At 72.0% G+C, this 243-nt stretch carries 1 protein-coding gene; it reads left to right on the forward strand.

Going from position 1 to position 243, the window contains the following annotated elements; all coding sequences use genetic code 11:
• Positions 1-46: 46 nt before the first annotated feature.
• Positions 47-243: DUF6445 family protein (locus tag SB658_RS26860; protein WP_410603548.1), on the forward strand; the 197-nt coding region annotated here is incomplete at its 3' end.

The raw sequence follows: 243 nt of genomic DNA on the forward strand, positions 1-243 counted from the left end.
GTGTGGGGCGCAAGGCCGCGCTCGGTCGTGGCCTGAGTCCTCGCCGATGCTGCTGAACCTGCATCCGCAGGTCCGCGTCAGTGCCTCGCGCATCGGCAACGAGGGCGCGCCGCTGCTGGTCATCGATCAGCTGGTGGCCGACCCCGAGCGACTGGTGCGCAAGGCGGCGCGGCACGACTTCACGCCGCAGGGCGCGATGTTCCCCGGCGTGCGCGCACGCGCGCCGCTGGGCTACGAGCATTT

This window comes from Bacillus sp. SIMBA_008 (assembly GCF_046535495.1).
GTDB classification, from domain to species: domain Bacteria; phylum Bacillota; class Bacilli; order Bacillales; family Bacillaceae; genus Bacillus; species Bacillus subtilis.